This is a genomic window from Yinghuangia sp. YIM S10712 (genome assembly GCF_051388935.1).
Taxonomy (GTDB): Bacteria; Actinomycetota; Actinomycetes; order Streptomycetales; family Streptomycetaceae; genus Yinghuangia.
Map to the genome: position 1 here is coordinate 356,075 of NZ_JBPKBI010000002.1, position 12,989 is coordinate 369,063.

The following is a 12,989-nucleotide window of genomic DNA, read 5'->3' on the forward strand; positions in this document are numbered from 1 at the left end:
GGTAGCTGCAACCGCATGACGTCCGAAGTCGCGATCGTTACCGATTCCACGGCCTACCTGCCCGACGAGGTCGTCGAGCGGCACGGCATCGTCGTGGTGCCGCTCAAGGTCGTCCTGCGCGGGCGCCCGCTCGACGAAGGAACCGAGGCGACCCCTGCGGGCCTCGCGGACGCGTTGCGCCAGAAGCGCGTGGTGACCACCTCGCGTCCGTCACCCGAGACGTTCGCCGAGACCTACCGGCGGCTGGCCGAGAGCGGCGCGCGCGAGATCGTTTCGGTGCATTTGTCTGCCGAGCTGTCCGGCACCTACGACGCCGCGTTGCTCGCGGCCCGCGAAGTCCCGGTACCGGTCCGTGTCGTGGATTCGCGGACGGTCGCGATGGCCATGGGATTCCCGGTGCTCGCGGCGGCGGAGGCGATCGCGGACGGTGCCTCGGCGGAGGACGCCGCCGCCGCGGCGGAAAAGCGCGCGGGCGCGACGTTCGGATTCTTCTATGTCGACACCCTGGAGTACCTGCGCCGCGGCGGACGCATCGGCGCGGCGGCGGCCCTGATGGGCGCGGCACTCGCGGTGAAGCCGTTGCTGCATGTCTCGGACGGCCGGATCGCGCCGTTGGAGAAGGTGCGTACGGCCGCCAAGGCGATCAGCCGGCTGGAGGAAATCGCGCTGGAATCCGCCGGCGAGGCACAGGTCGACGTCGCCGTGCACCATCTCGCCAGCCCGGAACGCGCCGACGCCTTGGCCGGCCGACTCCGCGAACGGCTGCCGCAGGTGGGGGAGTTGTACGTCAGCGAGGTCGGAGCGGTCATCGGCGCGCATGTGGGTCCGGGGCTCTTGGCGGTCGTGGTGTCGCCCAGGTAGGCGGAGCCGCGCGCGCGGGCGGCGGCCGTCCCGCGTCAGGCGTCGCGGAGCTCGGGGCGGCGACGGAGCGGCAGACAAGCGCCGGAGAAGTGACGCCGCGGTTCTTCTCGCCGGAGCGACTCTTTGCTCCCGACGGAATTTCGAGGCGTGCCGCATACTGTGGCGCCTCGGCGCATCCCGCCCTGCTGAGGACAACGGTTCCGGAGCGTGTCAAATCCCTTTTCCACAGTCCGATGGTTTTCCACAGATTGCGAACTCGTCGGCCTGCCGGCGTATTTCCTCGCCTAACGTCGGGGCATGGCGAAATCACCGACCCCCCAGACGATTGCCCGGCTCGCGGCGCTTTTTCCCCGCGAGGGCAACTCGGCGCGTACTTCGGCGTCCGCACCCGACAACCGGTCGCCCGACCTTGTCCCACCGGACCCCATTCCGCACGACGGCGAGTCGCACGACGCCGTACAGCCGGTCTCCGCGCCGCTTCACGCCGTGGGGCTTCACCCCGCGCCGCCTTTCAGTGCACCGGCCGGGGAACCGCCACCTGCGGGGTTGCCGCCCGACGTGGATCATTGGGACGACGATCACCGCCGGGCGTTGGCCGATCCCGCGCATGACCTCTTTGACGATCCCACCACCGGTCGCGGTCGGCGTGGCGACCGCCCTGACGCCTCCGACCCGCCTGAACCCCACGATGACCTCGCAGCGCCCGTCGACGCACCGCATGTCGGCACACAGCACGTCGACGTTGAACAGGAGCGCGCCCGAGATCCCGCACCACTGCCTGCGTCAGCTCGGCTCGCAGGTTCGGTTTCCGACCGAATCCCCTTGTCACTGAGGGCTTTCCGGGTCGGTGTGGACGGCCGAGTCGTTGCCGCGGTGGCGGTCCTCGCGCTGCTGGCGATCGTGTTCGCCGGAGTCGGCTGGTGGCAGGGGCGCCCGCAGCCGGTGGCGGTGCCGCCGCCGGACGCGGCTGCGTCGGGTCCGCCGTCCTTCGGTGCGGGATCCTCCAAGTCGGGTTCCGTCGTGACCGACGAGTCCCTTGCCGGGGCCGCTGCCGCCACCGCCGGGCCGGTGTCCGTCCACGTCGTCGGACGCGTCGCGCGCCCCGGTGTGCTGGTTCTGCCTGCCGGGGCCCGGGTGGACGACGCCCTCAAGGCCGCCGGGGGCGTTCTCCCCGGAACCGACCTCACTGTCCTCAACCTCGCGCGTGTCGTGGGCGACGGGGAGCAGATTCCCGTGGGCGTCCCCGGAGCAACGACAATGCCGCAGGCGCCCGGTGGGCCGACTGCCGGTACGAAGGCCTCCGTGCAAACCGTCGTCGACCTCAATACCGCGACCGCCGAACAATTGGACGCCCTGCCCGGTATCGGGCCGGTGATGGCGGAGAACATTCTGGAATGGCGCCGAGAGAACGGCCGATTCACCTCGATCGAACAGCTTCGTGAGATCCGCGGAATCGGCGAGAGCCGTTTTGCGGACCTGCGCCGGAAAGTGCGGGTGTGAATGCGATCGGCGTCGGGCGTACGGCCTCTGTCCGTGTGCCCGCGCGCATCGACCTGCGGCTGGTGCCGGGAGCCTTCGCCGCTTGGGCCGCTGCGTGGTTCGCGCCGGTCCTGCGCCCCGCGCTCGTCTGGACGTTCGCGTGCGGATGCGGTCTCGGCGCCGCCGCCCTGGTCGGGCTTCGAGGCCCGCGCCGCGCCCGTGCCCCGCGGAGACCAGGGCAGCCTGGGCAGCTGGTGCGAGGGCTACGAGGGTTATGGGCGCGGCCAAGACTGTGGCACCTGCCGGGGCAACGGAGGCCGCTGGGGCCCTCGGAGACTCCGGTCCGACCGGGGCCGCGGGCTGTCGTGCGGACCACTTGCGCTATGGCGCTGGTCTGCGCTGCGGCCGCGGCGGCGTCCGCAGCCGCGCAGGCAGGACGTGCCGGGCCGGTTCCGGCCCTCGCCGCACATGCTGCGACCGTCACCGCCCGCGTCACGGTGGTCGGCGATCCGAGTCCGGTCGCTCCGAAGGTGCGGGGAACATCCCTGGGCACCGGGGCGGTTCGTGTGCCGGCACGCATCGATGTGCTGGTGGGCGTGCGTTCCGTGCAGCCCTTTGCCGCGCAACGCCTGCGTACCTCCGTGCTGTTGCTGGCCACCGGTCGCGAAGCACATGCGTGGCAGCACCTGTTGCCTTCCACGCGTCTTGAAGCAACCGGCCGTCTGGTGCCCGCGAAGCCCGGTGATCCCACGGCCGCGTTGTTCATCACCGAGTCCGCGCCCCGCGTGGTCGGCGACGCGTCCCCATACCAGAAGTGGGCGGGGCATCTCCGCGCTCGACTGCGCGACGCGTGTGCGGGTCTCCCGGCCGGGCCGCGCGGCCTCCTGCCCGGCCTGGTCGTCGGGGACACCGGCCGACTGCCCCCGGACCTCATCCGGGACTTCAAGACGACGGAGCTCACGCACCTGCTGGCGGTGAGCGGAACCAACGTGACGATTCTGCTGGGTGCCGCGTTGCTCGCCCTGCGCCATGCGGGAGTTCGTGGTCGTGCGCTGCCGGTAGCGGGCGTCGTGGCGGTTCTCGGCTTCGTCGTCCTGGCACGTCCGGAGCCGAGTGTGCTGCGGGCCGCGCTCATGGGCCTCGTCACGCTCGCCGCCCTGTTCTTCGGGCGTCGACGGCACGGCCCGTCCGCGCTGGCGGCAGCGGCCCTCGTCCTGATCCTGTTCGCCCCGCACCTGGCCCGGAGCTTCGGCTTCATCCTGTCGGTGCTCGCGACCGCCGCGTTGCTGCTGCTCGCTCCGCGCTGGGCGGACGCCCTCGTGCGCCGGGGCTGGCCACGCGCACTCGCGGTCGCGGTCGCGCTTCCGTGCGCCGCCCAGGCGGTCTGTGCGCCGGTCGTCGTCACGTTCACCGCACGGGTCAGCCTCGTCGCCGTGCCCTGCAACCTGCTGGCCGAACTCGCCGTCGCCCCGGCGACCGTGCTCGGATTCCTCGCACTGCTCGCGGCGTCGTTGTGCCCGCCGGTCGCTGTCGCACTCGTGCACGTCGCGGCGCTGCCGGCCGCGTGGATCATCGCGGTCGCACGTATCGGGGCGGACGTGCCCGGCGCGACCGTGGCATGGCCGGGCGGATGGTTCGGCGGCCTCGCACTCGCGGCGTCGACGGTGGCGTGTCTGCCGCTGATGCGTGCCGCGTTCCGGCGTCCGCTCGTGCTGTGTGCACTGGCCCTCGTGCTGGCGGTGGCCCTGATGCGACCGCCCTCGCTCACGCGCCCGCTGACGGGCTGGCCCCCGCCCGGCTGGCTCGCCGTGATGTGCGATGTGGGGCAGGGCGACGCGCTCGTGCTCAACACCGGCGACGGCACCGGAGTCGTCGTCGACGCCGGCCCGGATCCGAGCGCGGTCGACCGCTGCCTGCGCGAACTCGGAGTGAACCGCGTGCCGTTGGTCATCCTCAGCCACTTCCACGCCGACCACGTCGAGGGCCTGCCCGGGGTCCTCCACGGTCGCGCGGTCGGCGGGATCGAGACCTCCGCGATCCCGGAGCCGCCCGGAGAGGTCCGCCGCGTCCAAAGGTGGGCTGCGGCGGCCGGCGTCCCGCTGCGGACGGCGGGCTACGGCGAGCAGCGGGCCACCGATGACGGTTCGGCGCGGTGGCGGATCGTCGGTCCCCGCGACCCGGAGGCCGCCCGCAGGCAGTCCGGTTCGGTGCCCAACAACGCCAGCCTGACCGTGCTCGCCGAGCTGTCCGGGGTCCGGTTCCTGCTCACCGGCGACCTGGAGCCGGACGCCCAGTACGCCCTGCGCACCGAGCTCGCCGGAACGCGGGTCGACGTCCTGAAGGTCCCGCACCACGGTTCGGCGCGACAGGACGCCGCCCTGCTGCACAGCCTGCGCCCACGTCTCGCGGCGATTTCCGTGGGCCGCGAGAACCCTTACGGCCACCCGGCACGGACGACGACACTCATGCTCGCCGCCATGGGAGCCCGTGTCGTCCGCACCGACCGGGACGGAGCGATCGCGGTGGCGGGATCCGCCGCCGATCTGTCGGTGAGCAGCCGGGGGCGGGCCCGTGTTGTCGCCGGAGCGTGCGATGCTGTGCGCGATGGCCAGGAAAGCTGCAGACGACCCGCTCGCTCCGGTGACCCTCGTGGTCGGTCCGGAGGAACTTCTCGTGGACCGTGCGGTGTCCGCGGTCACGCGAGCCGTCCGGGCGGTCGACCCGGACACCGACATCCGCGACATCGCCCCCGGCTCGCTGCAACCGGGCATGCTCACCGAACTGGCCAGCCCGTCGTTGTTCGGAGAGCGCAAGGTGATCGTGGTCCGGGCCGCGCAGGACCTCGGCACCGACCTTGCGGGCGAGGTCAAGGCCTACCTGGGTGCCCCCGCCGACGACGTCGTGCTGGTGCTGACCCACCTCGGCGGCCCCAAGGGAAAGGCACTGCTGGACGCGGTACGCAAGGCCGGTGCCCGGGAGGTCGCCTGTCCGAAGGTGTCGAAGGCCGGCGAACGAGTCGCGCTGGTCAAGGCGGAGTTCCGTACCGCCGGCCGGTCCGTGACCGAGGAGGCCGCCCGGGCGCTTGTCGAGGCGGTCGGCAACGACCTGCGCGAACTCGCCGCGGCGTGCAGCCAGTTGGCGGCGGATACCGACGGCGTCGTGGACGAGGAAACGGTCGCCCGCTACTACACCGGCCGCGCCGAGACGACGAGTTTCGACGTCGCGGACAAGGCCGTCGAAGGCCGTGCCGCCGAGGCGCTCGAACAACTTCGGTGGGCCTTGTCGGTCGGTGTGGCCCCGGTGCTGGTCACCAGTGCGCTCGCCCAAGGCGTGCGCAACGTCGCACGTCTGGGAGCCGCCCCGCGCGGCGCCCGTCCGGGTGACCTGGCCCGCGAACTGGGCATGCCGCCGTGGAAGATCGACCGTGTCCGCCAGCAGATGCGCGGCTGGACCCCCGACGGCATCGTCGCCGCCCTCCACGCGGTCGCCGAAGCCGACGCGGCGGTCAAGGGCGGCGGAACGGACCCGGCGTACGCGTTGGAGAAGGCCGTGGTGACGGTCGCCACCGTGCGCGGGCGCTGAGCTCCGGGGCCGCAGGGTCGCACCGACGCGCGGTCCACGACAGCACTGAAGGCGCCGTCCATGAGGAGGAGGGCGCCTTCAATACGCGCAAGCGGCCGACAGGCGGGCCGGGGCCGCAGCCCTGAAAAGCCCGGGGTCAGCCCTGGAGCGAGGCGACGTGCTTGGCCAGGGCCGACTTCTTGTTGGCGGCCTGGTTCTTGTGGATGATGCCCTTGCTCACGGCCTTGTCGAGCTTCCGGGCGGCTTCGCGGTTCAACTCGGTGGCCTTCTGCAGGTCACCGGCCGCGACGGCCTCGCGCGTCTTGCGCACCGCGGTCTTGAGCGACGACTTGACCGCCTTGTTGCGCTGGCGGGCCTTCTCGTTCGTCTTGATCCGCTTGATCTGGGACTTGATGTTAGCCACGAAAAACAGCCTCGTCGTTTTTGGAACGTTGTGTTCCCGTAGGGGAGAGGGCCCTCGTGGAACGTTGACTTGCGTGGCTGAGACAAGTGGCACACGCAGTGGGACAGGCTACCAGGGCCGCTCCGGGCTTCCGAAGCCGCGCCCGGAGGGCGGGGCGCCCATGCGCTCGCGAGGCCGGTGAGACGTCAGCGTTCCAGTTCGCGCCGCAACCAGGCCAGCGACGCGGCGGCGCGGTCGCGTTCGTACGCCCGCAGGCCCGGGGCGTAGTCGGGGGCCTCCAGCCGGGCGGCGTCGGCCCAGTGGCCGGCTGCTCCCGCGATGAAGGAGCGGAGTAGTGGAGCGGGCAGGTCGTACCGCTCGCGGAACCATCCCGGCAGTTCGTTCGGTGCGCTCGGCCCGGTCAGCGCCGGGTCCCGCAGGCAGAACAACAGCGGGTCGACCCAGGCGGCGCCGGAGGAAGGCCGGGTCCAGTCGACGGCGTAGCCGGTGGGCCCGGGCGCGACCAGCACGTTGCCCGGGTGGAGGTCGGTGTGCACGACGGTTTTGCCGCCGGCCGCCGCGGTCCAGCCGCGTTCGAGCGCGCACAGTTCCCGCAGGTGCGAGCGGGCCCAGGGGTCGAGATCGGGGGGAGGGTCGCCGGCTATGCGCTGCCAGCCCGATGCCAGGTGCCCGAGAGTCACGGACACCGGGGGTATGCGGTGGGCGATCGCGGCGGGGTAGGTGGTGGCCGCGAGCGTGCGGAAAAGCGCGAGGCAGGCGGCGAGGTCGGCGGGGTCGGTGACCGCGGCGTCGTGGCCGTCGATGTCCTCGAAGACCAGGACGTACCACCCGAGGACCCGCAGTTCCGCCGTCAGCCGGGGTGCGGGAAAGCGCCCCGGGATCCCGGGAGTTGCCGGCGCGGGCCCGGTGGCGGCGTCCGCGTCGAGGAACGGGAGGACCTTGCGCCCGAACCAGCCTTCGACCTCGTATTGCGCGGCGATCGGGTGGTCCTCGGAGCAGCCCTTGAGGAAGGCCGTGCGTCCGTCGGTGAGGGCCACGCGCGCTGCCGCGCCGCCGCTCTGGCCGCCCGTCTGGGTTGCCGCGGAGGCGACGTCGGCGCCCAGGCGGGCGGTCACGGCGGCATGCAGTTCGGGTGGAAGAGACCAGTAGTCCACGCGCATGGGACGATGATGGTCTACTGCGGTGGCCGCCCGTGCGCCGCCTCGCGCCCGGGGCCGCCCGCGGTGCCGAGACCGCGGTTTGACGCCGCACCACACACTGCCCTGTCCACCGAGCCCTAAGAACCTGGAAGCCTGCGTGCCCGCGACCCCCGTGAACGTGCCGGAGCCCAGCCGTACCGACCCGGCGCTGATCCGCAACTTCTGCATCATCGCCCACATCGACCACGGCAAGTCCACGCTCGCCGACCGGATGCTCCAGATCACCGGCGTCGTCGACGCGCGGCAGATGCGCGCGCAATACCTCGACCGCATGGACATCGAGCGTGAGCGCGGCATCACCATCAAGTCCCAGGCGGTACGGCTGCCGTGGACAGCCGAGGACGGCCGCGTCCACATCCTCAACATGATCGACACCCCGGGGCACGTGGACTTCACGTACGAGGTGTCGCGGTCGCTGGCCGCGTGCGAAGGCGCCATCCTGCTGGTCGACGCCGCGCAGGGCATCGAGGCGCAGACGCTGGCGAACCTGTACCTCGCGCTGGAGAACGACCTCCAGATCATCCCGGTGCTCAACAAGATCGACCTGCCCGCCGCCCAGCCCGAGAAGTACGCCGAGGAGCTTGCGCACATCATCGGCTGCGAGCCCGACGACGTGCTGCGGGTCAGCGGCAAGACCGGCGAGGGCGTGCCCGAGCTGCTCAACGAGTGCGTACGCCTGGTGCCGCCGCCGATCGGTGTGAAGGACGCGCCGGCGCGGGCGATGATCTTCGACTCGGTGTACGACTCGTACCGCGGCGTCGTGACGTACGTCCGTGTCGTGGACGGCCGGCTCACCAAGCGCGAGCGCATCAAGATGATGTCGACCGGGGCGACCCACGAACTGCTCGAAATCGGTGTCATCTCGCCGGAGCCCAAGCCGGCCGACGGCCTCGGTGTCGGTGAGGTGGGCTACATCATCACCGGCGTGAAGGACGTCCGGCAGTCCCGGGTCGGCGACACCATCACATCGCAGAACAAGGGCGCCGACGAACCGCTCGGCGGTTACAAGGACCCGCGTCCGATGGTGTTCTCCGGCCTGTATCCGCTCGACGGCTCGGACTACCCGGAGCTGCGTGACGCGTTGGACAAGCTGCAACTCAACGACGCGGCCCTTGTCTACGAGCCGGAGACCTCCGCGGCGCTCGGCTTCGGGTTCCGCTGCGGCTTCCTCGGGCTGCTGCACCTGGAGATCATCCGTGAGCGCCTGGAGCGGGAGTTCGGCCTCGACCTGATCTCGACGGCGCCGAGTGTGGTCTACCGCGTCCTCATGGAGGACGGCACCGAGCACACGGTCACCAACCCGAGCGAGTTCCCGGGCGGCAAGATCGCCGAGGTGCACGAGCCGGTCGTGCGTTCGACGATCCTCGCGCCGAGCGAGTACATCGGCGCGATCATGGAGCTGTGCCAGTCGCGGCGCGGCAGCCTGCTCGGCATGGACTACCTGTCCGAGGACCGTGTGGAGCTGCGGTACACGCTGCCGCTCGCCGAGATCGTGTTCGACTTCTTCGACCAGCTCAAGTCGAAGACGCGCGGCTACGCGTCGCTGGACTACGAGCCCACGGGCGAGCAGATGTCGGACCTCGTCAAGGTCGACATCCTGTTGCAGGGCGAGGCCGTCGACGCGTTCAGCGCCATCGTGCACAAGGACAAGGCGTACAACTACGGCGTCGAAATGACCAAGAAGCTGCGCGAGTTGATTCCGCGTCAGCAGTTCGAGGTGCCGATCCAGGCGGCGGTCGGGGCGCGGGTGATCGCACGCGAGAACATCCGCGCGATCCGCAAGGACGTGCTCGCCAAGTGCTACGGCGGCGACATCTCCCGCAAGCGCAAGCTGCTGGAGAAGCAGAAGGAAGGCAAGAAGCGCATGAAGATGGTCGGCCGCGTCGAGGTGCCGCAGGAGGCGTTCATCGCCGCCCTGTCCACCGACGCGGACGGTGCCGCCGACAAGAAGAAGTAGCCCGCCGACCGTGCCGGCCGCGCGCCGGGCACGGTCGGACGAAGGCCACCGAGGGTGCGGACGAGGCGCCCGGCGTACGCGACGCCGGGCGCCTCGCGCGTCCTCGGCGCGGCGGCACGGTCCGTGAACCCGGCCCGCCATCCGTTGGCGTGCCACAGACCTGCTGTCATACCGGACTTTCGGGCACGAGAAGGCCCGCATCCTCTACCGCGGCGCAGCCGGTCCGGCTACGTTGACGGACCATCAACAGGCGTGACCCAGGACACACGGCGTGGTCCGAAGTGGTCCGAAGTGGTTCGCGTGGTCCGGCGTGTCCTCGTGCAGTCGAGGCCACGGCCCTTGAGTTCCGGATGCCGGAGGACGTCGTGAGTGACATGGCTACCGCGATCGAGAACCGTTCCGAGTCCTTCGCCGTCGACTTCCTGGAACGCGTCCGTGCCACGCCGGACGCCGAGGCGTATCGTTTCCCCTTCGCTCTGCCGGACGGCCGCGAGGAGTGGAAGTCGCTGACCTGGGCCCAGGCCGCGGACCGGGTCAAAGCCATCGCCGCCGGCCTGCACGCGCTCGGCGTCGAGCCCGCGGACCGCGTCGCGATCGTCTCGGAGACGCGCATCGACTGGATCCTCGCGGACTTCGGCATCGCGTGCTCGGGTGCCGCGACCACGACCGTGTACCCGTCGACCAACGCCGACGAAGCCGCGTTCATTCTGGAGGATTCCGGCAGCACGATCGTGTTCGCCGAGAACGACCGGCAGATCGAGAAGCTGCGCACCCAGCGCGTACGCCTCGGCGCGGTACGGAAGATCGTCACCTTCGACGGCACCGCCGACGACGACTGGGTCATCACGCTCGGTGAACTTGAGGAGAACGGCCGCGCGCTCCTGGGGAAGGACCCCGATCTCGTCGAGCGGCTGGTCGCGGGAATCCGCCGCGACCAGCTCGCGACCCTGATCTACACCTCGGGAACCACCGGACGCCCCAAGGGGGTTCGCCTCAACCACGACACGTGGGCGTACCAGGCGGTGGCGCAGGAGCAGATGGCGCTCAGCGACGCGACCGACCTGCAGTACCTGTGGCTGCCGCTCGCGCATTGCTACGGCAAGGTCATGACGGTGGGTCAGTTGCGCGTCGGTTACACGACGGCGGTCGACGGCCGGCACACCAGGCTGGTCGCGAACCTGCCCGTCGTGAAGCCGACGTTCATGGCCGCCGCGCCGCGCGTCTTCGAGAAGGCGTACAACGGCATCCAGGCTCGTGTCAGGGGCGAAAGCGCCGCGAAACAGCGCCTGATCGCCTGGGCGGTCGGTGTGGGCCACCGCCACGCCGACGCCACGCGGGGCGGGCGTACGGCAGGCCCGCTGCTGAGGTTGCAGCACCGGGTCGCCGACAAGCTGGTCCTGACGAAGCTGCGCGCGTTGTTCGGCGGACGCATGAAGGGCTGCATATCCGGCAGCGCCGCGCTCTCCGACGAGGTCGCGTCGTTCTTCGAGGCGATCGGCGTGCCGGTGCTCCAGGGCTACGGCCTCACCGAGGCGAGCGCGGGCTGCACGGTCAACCGCTACCGGGCCAACCACATCGGCAGCGTCGGCCTCGCGCTCCCCGGCACCGAGATCAAGATCGCCGAAGAGGACAACGAGGTGCTGCTCCGCGGCCCCGCGGTCATGGCCGGTTACCACAACAACCCCGAGGCCACGGCGGAAGTCCTCGACGAGGACGGCTGGCTGCACACCGGCGACATCGGCGAGATCGACGAGCACGGCGCGCTGCGGATCACCGACCGTAAGAAGGACCTCATCAAGACGTCCAACGGCAAGTACGTCGCGCCCTCCGACATCGAAGGCCGCTTCAAGGGCCTGTGCCCGTTCGTCGGCAACATCGTCGTCCACGGCAACAACCGCAACTTCTGCACCGCTCTCATCACCCTCGACGCCGACGCGCTCGGCGCGTGGGCTGCCAAGGCCGGCGGCGGCCTCGCCGAGCTGCCGTACTCGAAACTGGTCGAGACTGCGCAGGTCAGGGCACTGATCCAGGGTTACGTCGACAAGCTCAACACCGAGCTTCAGCGGTGGCAGACGATCAAGAAGTTCACGATCCTGCCGCGCGACCTGAGCGTCGAGCACGGCGAGCTCACCCCCAGCCTCAAGGTCAAGCGCGTCGTCGTCGAGCGCGAGTACGCCGGGCTGCTGGACGCGATGTACGACGACAGCCTCGTCTCGTAGTGCCGTACGGCAGGACGCCATTTTGGCGGGGAAGCCCCGTGGGGGAGACTGGGCCGATGCCCTCCGCGCTTCCCGACGGCGTGCCCGCGCCACTCGACGGGTCCCTGCCCGAATCCGCCCTGGCCGGTGCGGAGGCCGCCGCGCGCCCGTTCGGCTTCTACGTGCACGTGCCCTACTGCGCGTCGCGCTGCGGCTACTGCGACTTCAACACCTACACCGCCGCGGAACTGGGCGGCGGCGCCTCGCAGGCGGGGTACGCCGGGGACGCCGTCGCCGAGATCCGCCTCGCGCGGAAGGTCCTCGGCGACGTCGACCGCCCGGTCCGCACGGTCTTCTTCGGCGGCGGCACCCCGACGCTTCTCCCGGCCGCCGAGCTCGGCCGGATTCTCTCCGCGATCCGCGACGAGTTCGGCCTCGCTCCCGGAGCGGAGGTCACCACCGAGGCCAACCCGGAGTCCGTCGACCTCCGCTACCTCGCACAACTGCGCGAGGCCGGCTTCACGCGCCTGTCCTTCGGCATGCAGAGCGTCCGCTCGCACGTGCTCGCCGTGCTCGACCGCCGGCACACCCCCGGCCGCGCCCAGGAATGCGTCGCCGAGGCCCGCGCGGCCGGCTTCGACCACGTCAACCTGGACCTCATCTACGGCACGCCGGGAGAGTCCGACGAAGACTGGCAGTCGTCCCTCGACGCGGCCGTGGCCGCCGGGCCGGACCACGTCTCCGCCTACTCCCTGATCGTCGAACAGGGCACCCGCATCGCGGGCCGCATCGACCGCGGCGAACTCCCGCTGCCCGACGACGACCTGCTCGCCGACCGCTACCTGATGGCCGACGCGACGCTCACGGGTGCGGGACTCGGCTGGTACGAGGTGAGCAACTGGGCCGCGTCGTACGAGGCCCGCTGCCACCACAACGAGCTCTACTGGACCGGAGCCGACTGGTGGGGCGCCGGCCCCGGAGCACACAGCCACGTCGGCGGCGTGCGCTGGTGGAACGTCAAACACCCGGCGGCCTACGCGGAGCGCCTGACCGCCGGGCGATCCCCCGCTCAGGCCCGCGAGATCCTCACCGACGAGGACCGCCGCATCGAACGCATCCTGCTGGAGCTGCGCCTCAAGGACGGCTGCCCGCTGTCCCTGCTCCACGACAAGGGCCTCGCCGCGGCCGAACGCGCCGTGGCCGAGGGCCTGTTGGACCCTGGGTCCTTCGACACCCGGCACGCGGTCCTGACGTTGAAGGGCCGTCTCCTGGCCGACGCGGTCGTCCGCGACCTCGTCGACTGACGCCGC

8 protein-coding genes and 1 pseudogene are annotated in these 12,989 nt (G+C 71.0%); 7 read left to right on the forward strand and 2 right to left on the reverse strand.

Going from position 1 to position 12,989, the window contains the following annotated elements; all coding sequences use genetic code 11:
* Positions 1 to 15: 15 nt before the first annotated feature.
* The 4 genes and pseudogenes from ACRX5W_RS07040 (at position 16) to holA (ending at position 5,922) form a co-directional block, all read left to right on the forward strand.
* Positions 16 to 861, forward strand: a complete 846-nt coding sequence (locus tag ACRX5W_RS07040) for a DegV family protein (protein ID WP_436787068.1) — start codon at positions 16 to 18, stop codon at positions 859 to 861.
* Positions 862 to 1,683: 822 nt separating this feature from the next.
* Entirely contained in the window at positions 1,684 to 2,361 is a 678-nt protein-coding gene (locus ACRX5W_RS07045) for a helix-hairpin-helix domain-containing protein (protein ID WP_436787069.1), read from the forward strand.
* Between the two features lie 362 nt (positions 2,362 to 2,723).
* Positions 2,724 to 4,664: pseudogene (locus ACRX5W_RS07050) on the forward strand (ComEC/Rec2 family competence protein); the annotation flags it as partial.
* 280 nt (positions 4,665 to 4,944) lie between these two features.
* Positions 4,945 to 5,922: a DNA polymerase III subunit delta gene (holA, locus tag ACRX5W_RS07055; RefSeq protein ID WP_436787070.1), complete on the forward strand. Its 978-nt coding sequence runs from the start codon at positions 4,945 to 4,947 to the stop codon at positions 5,920 to 5,922.
* Between the two features lie 136 nt (positions 5,923 to 6,058).
* Here holA and rpsT read toward each other — a convergent pair whose 3' ends face one another.
* The gene (gene rpsT, locus ACRX5W_RS07060; RefSeq protein ID WP_436787071.1) at positions 6,059 to 6,325 is read right to left on the reverse strand and encodes a 30S ribosomal protein S20; all 267 of its coding nucleotides are present in this window, start codon (positions 6,323 to 6,325) and stop codon (positions 6,059 to 6,061) included.
* 185 nt (positions 6,326 to 6,510) lie between these two features.
* Positions 6,511 to 7,485, reverse strand: coding sequence for a phosphotransferase (locus ACRX5W_RS07065; RefSeq protein WP_436787072.1), 975 nt, complete (start codon positions 7,483 to 7,485; stop codon positions 6,511 to 6,513).
* Positions 7,486 to 7,621: 136 nt separating this feature from the next.
* Between ACRX5W_RS07065 and lepA the strand changes: the two genes are divergently transcribed.
* The 3 genes from lepA (at position 7,622) to hemW (ending at position 12,983) form a co-directional block, all read left to right on the forward strand.
* Positions 7,622 to 9,481, forward strand: coding sequence for a translation elongation factor 4 (gene lepA / locus ACRX5W_RS07070; RefSeq protein WP_436787073.1), 1,860 nt, complete (start codon positions 7,622 to 7,624; stop codon positions 9,479 to 9,481).
* A 365-nt stretch (positions 9,482 to 9,846) separates the two neighbouring features.
* The gene (locus ACRX5W_RS07075; RefSeq protein ID WP_436787074.1) at positions 9,847 to 11,700 is read left to right on the forward strand and encodes an AMP-dependent synthetase/ligase; all 1,854 of its coding nucleotides are present in this window, start codon (positions 9,847 to 9,849) and stop codon (positions 11,698 to 11,700) included.
* A gap of 56 nt (positions 11,701 to 11,756) precedes the next feature.
* A complete protein-coding gene (hemW, locus tag ACRX5W_RS07080) occupies positions 11,757 to 12,983 on the forward strand; it encodes a radical SAM family heme chaperone HemW (protein ID WP_436787075.1) in 1,227 nt (408 codons plus the stop codon).
* Positions 12,984 to 12,989 lie beyond the last annotated feature (6 nt).

Bases quoted from the DNA above. Each gene is read 5' to 3' on its own strand.
- ACRX5W_RS07065 (WP_436787072.1), bottom strand. From the start codon at position 7,485: ATGCGCGTGGACTACTGGTCTCTTCCACCCGAACTGCATGCCGCCGTG.
- ACRX5W_RS07040 (WP_436787068.1), top strand. From the start codon at position 16: ATGACGTCCGAAGTCGCGATCGTTACCGATTCCACGGCCTACCTGCCC.
- hemW (WP_436787075.1), top strand. From the start codon at position 11,757: ATGCCCTCCGCGCTTCCCGACGGCGTGCCCGCGCCACTCGACGGGTCC.
- holA (WP_436787070.1), top strand. From the start codon at position 4,945: ATGGCCAGGAAAGCTGCAGACGACCCGCTCGCTCCGGTGACCCTCGTG.